The sequence below is a fragment of the Streptomyces sparsus genome (assembly GCF_054776295.1).
In genome coordinates, this window is the sequence record NZ_BAAHCA010000393.1 from 1 (window position 1) to 4,440 (window position 4,440).

The 4,440-nt window shown below is 71.4% G+C and carries 3 protein-coding genes; all 3 read left to right on the forward strand.

Features of this window, described 5'->3' with window-relative positions; translation table 11 throughout:
• Window positions 1-426 precede the first annotated feature (426 nt).
• The 3 genes from arfA to ACYVE9_RS17060 all read left to right on the forward strand — a co-directional run bounded on the left by arfA (window position 427) and on the right by ACYVE9_RS17060 (window position 4,349).
• On the forward strand, window positions 427-1,962 hold the full coding sequence (arfA, locus tag ACYVE9_RS17050) for an arabinosylfuranosidase ArfA (RefSeq protein ID WP_461028725.1): 1,536 nt from the start codon (window positions 427-429) through the stop codon (window positions 1,960-1,962).
• A gap of 84 nt (window positions 1,963-2,046) precedes the next feature.
• Window positions 2,047-3,387, forward strand: a complete 1,341-nt coding sequence (locus ACYVE9_RS17055) for an extracellular solute-binding protein (RefSeq protein ID WP_461028726.1) — start codon at window positions 2,047-2,049, stop codon at window positions 3,385-3,387.
• On the forward strand, window positions 3,384-4,349 hold the full coding sequence (locus ACYVE9_RS17060) for a carbohydrate ABC transporter permease (protein WP_461028727.1): 966 nt from the start codon (window positions 3,384-3,386) through the stop codon (window positions 4,347-4,349). Before ACYVE9_RS17055 ends, ACYVE9_RS17060 begins: the two co-directional genes overlap by 4 nt.
• Window positions 4,350-4,440: the final 91 nt, after the last annotated feature.

Sequence of the window (4,440 nt, forward strand, 5' to 3'; positions counted from 1 at the left end):
TGGCGCCTCGCACGCCCGACCAGACCCCCGCCGAGCCCGGGCCCGTGCGCCCGCGGCCGGGGAAGCGCGCACCTTAGGGTGCGTGCAGCGGGCGTTCGCAGTTTCGGACATCGCACGGAGTCCTGTCCGAACCATTGACGCCGAAAGCGCTTCACCCTACTTTTCCGTTCGAAGTAACGACCATCGTTCGTTATTTCGAACAGCGGATTTCCCCTGTCCTCCACCCAGGAGTCGCCGCCATGCACCTCCCCCGCCCTCCGCTCCACCGCTCCCGGTCGACGGCGGTCCCTGCCGCGACGCCGGCCGGCCTCTCCCCGCTCGTGCCCCCGCCCCTCGGCCGCTGAGCGACCGCTCCCCCGCCCCGGACCGCACGAGCCCCAAGGCTCCGCACCCGAACCCCGGCCCCCTCCCCGACGGAAGGACCCCATGTCGAACCACGCGCCCCAGCCCGACGTCGCCCGCTTCACGCTGGACCCCGCCTTCGCCGTCGGTGACGTCGACCCCCGCCTCTTCGGCTCCTTCGTCGAGCACCTGGGCCGCTGCGTCTACACCGGCATCTACGAACCGGGCCACCCCTCGGCAGACGAGTCCGGGCTGCGGGGAGACGTCCTGGAGCTGGTCCGCGAACTCGGTGTGACCACCGTCCGCTACCCGGGCGGCAACTTCGTCTCCGGGTACCGCTGGGAGGACTCGGTCGGCCCCGTCGAGGAACGCCCCCGCCGGCTCGACCTGGCCTGGCGGTCCACCGAGACCAACCGGTTCGGGCTGAGCGAGTTCATGTCCTTCCTGCGCGAGGTCGGCCCGCGGGCGGAACCGATGATGGCCGTCAATCTCGGCACCAGAGGAGTCGCGGAGGCGCTCCAGCTCCTGGAGTACGCCAACCACCCGTCCGGTACCGCGCTCTCCGACCTGCGCGCCGAGCACGGCGACAAGGACCCGTTCGGCATCCGGCTGTGGTGCCTCGGCAACGAACTGGACGGGCCGTGGCAGACCGGCCACAAGACCGCCGAGGAGTACGGACGGCTGGCCGCCGAGACCGCGCGGGCCATGCGGCAGCTCCAGCCGGACCTCGAACTCGTCGCCTGCGGCTCCTCCAGCCGGGCCATGCCCACCTTCGCAGCCTGGGAGGCGGAGGTGCTCGCCGAGACCTACGAACTGGTCGACCACATCTCCCTGCACGCCTACTACGAGGAACTCGACGGTGACCGCGCCTCGTTCCTCGCCTCGGCCGTCGACATGGACTCCTTCATCGAGAACGTCGTCGCCACCTGCGACCACGTGGGAGCCCGGCTCAAGTCGACGAAGAAGATCAACCTGTCCTTCGACGAGTGGAACGTCTGGTACCAGAGCCGCTTCGAGGCCGAGGCCCAGGCCGCTCCGCTCGACTGGCCCGAGGCGCCGCGGCTGCTGGAGGACAACTACACCGTCACCGACGCGGTCGTCTTCGGCTCCCTGCTCATCACCCTGCTCCGCCACGCCGACCGGGTGACCGTCGCCTGCCTGGCCCAGCTCGTCAACGTCATCGCGCCCATCATGACCGAGCCGGGCGGCCCCGCCTGGCGGCAGACCACCTTCTTCCCCTTCGCGCAGGCCGCCCGGTACGGACAGGGCCGGGTGCTCGACCTGCGGGTGGACGCGCCGACGTACCCGACGGCGAAGTACGGCGACGTGCCGCTGCTGCACGCCACCGCGGTGCACGCGCCCGACACCGGCGAGGTGACCGTCTTCGCGGTCAACCGCGACCAGACCCGGCCGCTGCCGCTGCGGGCCGCGCTGCGCGGCCTGGAGCTGTCGCGGATCGTCGAGCACAGCGTGCTCGGCGACCCCGACCCGGACGCCCGCAACACACTCGCCGACCCCGAACGCGTCACCCCCCACCCGGGCAGGCACGCCGCCCTGGAGGACGGGGAGCTGAGCGTCACGCTCGAACCGCTCTCCTGGACCGTGATCCGCCTGGCCTGAGCCCGGCCCCCGGCGGGGGCGACCACCGTGCCGGTCCGGCAACACCCCGACGACCCGACGACCTGCCACAAGAGACGAGCCGCCATGCCACCACCCCACCTCCCCCGCCGCAGTGCGCTCGCCGGCGGACTCGGCACGCTGACCGCCCTGGGCGCACTGGGTCCGCTGGCCGCCGGCTGCACCACCCCCTCTGCCGTCGCCTCCGGCCGCACGCGGCTGCGCTACTGGCACCTGTTCGGTGGCGGCGACGGCGTGGCGATGCAGACCATGCTCAAGACCTTCGCGGCGGAACACCCCGACATCGCCCTGGAGTCCGCCACCCTCCAGTGGGGCGCCCCCTACTACACCAAGCTGGGCATGGCCGGGGCGGGCGGCCGCGCCCCGGAACTCGCCGTGCTGCACCTCGCCCGGCTGGCCGGGTTCGCCCCCGGCCGGCTGCTCGACGCCTTCGACCTCGACCTGCTGGCCGAACTCGGCGTCCGGCCGGCGGACTTCCCCGAGGACATCTGGCAGCGCGGCCAGGCGCGGGGCGGTCAGTTCGCCGTCCCCTTCGACACCCACCCCACCGTGCTCTACTACCAGACCGAGATGTGCCGCGAGGCCGGACTGATGTCCGGCGGCAGACTCAAACCCATCGGCAGCGCCGCGGATTTCACCGACGCCCTGCGCGCCGCCAGAAAGGTCACCGGGCAGCCCGGACTGGTCGCCGAGACGCTCGGCCCCGACTGCGTCACCCCGTGGCGCATGTTCGCGACGTTCTACTCCCAGACCGGCGGCACGGTCCTCTCCCAGGACGGCAGACGCCTCACGCTGGACGACCGCAAGGCGCTGCGGGTGCTGGAGTTCATGGCGTCCCTCGTCGAGGAGGGCCTGATGGTGCGCCGCGCAGACTACGGCGCGTCGGTCGGTCTGTTCAGCCTGGGGAAGACGGCCTTCCACCTCAACGGCGGATGGGAGGTCGGAACCTTCCGCACCACCGGCCTGGAGTTCTCCATGACCCGTGTTCCGGGTCTCTTCGGCCGCCCCAGCGCCCAGGCCGACTGCCACAGTTTCGTGCTGCCCCACCAGGAGCAGCGCGGTGGCGAGAGCAACCTCGCCGCGCACACCCTGGTGGCCTGGATGCTGCGGAACTCCGTGACCTGGGCGGAGGGCGGCCACGTGCCCGCCTACACGCCCGTCCTCGACGACCCGGCCTACCTCGACCTGAAACCGCAGTCCGAGTACCGCGGGGTGCTCGACGACGTCGCGCTGGACGCTCCGGCCTGGTTCGCCGGCTCCGCCTCGCGCATGTGGATCGAGCTGGGCGCCGTCTTCTCCGGTGTGCTCACCGGTTCCCGCAGCCCGCGCAACGCACTGGTCGAGGCCAGGAAGCGCCTGCGCGAACTGCTCGACATCCGCAACCCCCTTGCCGGAGCCGCGTCATGACCACCACCACCTTCACCGCGCCACCGGCGTCGCCGGCGGACAGGCCCGGGGCCGTCGCCGGCCGCTCCGCAGGCCGGGTCCGCGGCGGCTGGACCGAGCACGGCCTGGTGTTCGTCGTGCCCTTCCTGCTGTTCTACGGCCTCTTCCTGCTCTGGCCGCTGGTCGCCGGCGTCGGGATGAGCTTCACGGACGTCAACATCACCGGTGGGGGCGGAGAGTTCGTCGGCACGGACAACTACACGGCGGCGCTGCGGGACCCGGAGATGTGGTCCTCGCTGTGGAACACCGTGTGGTTCACCGTGCTCTCCACCGCGCCGCTCGTGCTCGCGGGCCTGGTACTGGCCCTGATGTCGCACCAGTTGCGGGTCATGCAGTGGCTGTGGCGGCTGAGCTGGTTTGCGCCGTTCCTGCTGCCGTCCAGCGTCGTGTGCCTGCTCTTCGCCCAGATGATCTTTCCGTCCGGGTTCGGGCTGGCCGACCAGCTGCTGGCCGCGGTCGGCATGGAACCGGGCATCGGCTGGCTCACCGACGAGCGGTACGCGATGCTGTCCGTGGTGCTGACCACCGTGTGGTGGACGGTCGGCTTCAACTTCCTGCTCTACGTCTCGGCGCTCCAGGCGATTCCCCAGCACCTTTACGAAGCGGCTGAGTTGGACGGGGCTAACGCCTGGCACCGGCTGTGGCACGTCACCCTGCCGATGCTGAGGCGCACCACCGCGCTGGTGCTCGTGCTCCAGGTGCTGGCCTCGCTGAAGATCTTCGACCAGATCTACCTGATGACGGGCGGCGGCCCGGACGACTCGACCCGGCCCGTCCTCCAGTACGTCTACCAGCAGGGCTTCACCGGCTACCGCATCGGCTACGCCTCAGCCGTCTCGTACATCTTCTTCGCCCTGATCCTCGTCGTCTCCCTGGTGCAGCCCTGGCTGTCCCGGCGCCGAGCTGTGGAGGCCGCCAAGTGAGCACCACTCTTCCCACCCGGACGCCGGGCCCCTCCGGCACCGACGCCGTCCCCGGGCACCGCCCCGGCGCCGGCAGGACGGCCGACTCGGC

Excerpts from the sequence above, each read along its gene's own strand:
- ACYVE9_RS17055 (WP_461028726.1), top strand. The coding sequence starts at position 2,047 with ATGCCACCACCCCACCTCCCCCGCCGCAGTGCGCTCGCCGGCGGACTC.
- ACYVE9_RS17060 (WP_461028727.1), top strand. The coding sequence starts at position 3,384 with ATGACCACCACCACCTTCACCGCGCCACCGGCGTCGCCGGCGGACAGG.
- arfA (WP_461028725.1), top strand. The coding sequence starts at position 427 with ATGTCGAACCACGCGCCCCAGCCCGACGTCGCCCGCTTCACGCTGGAC.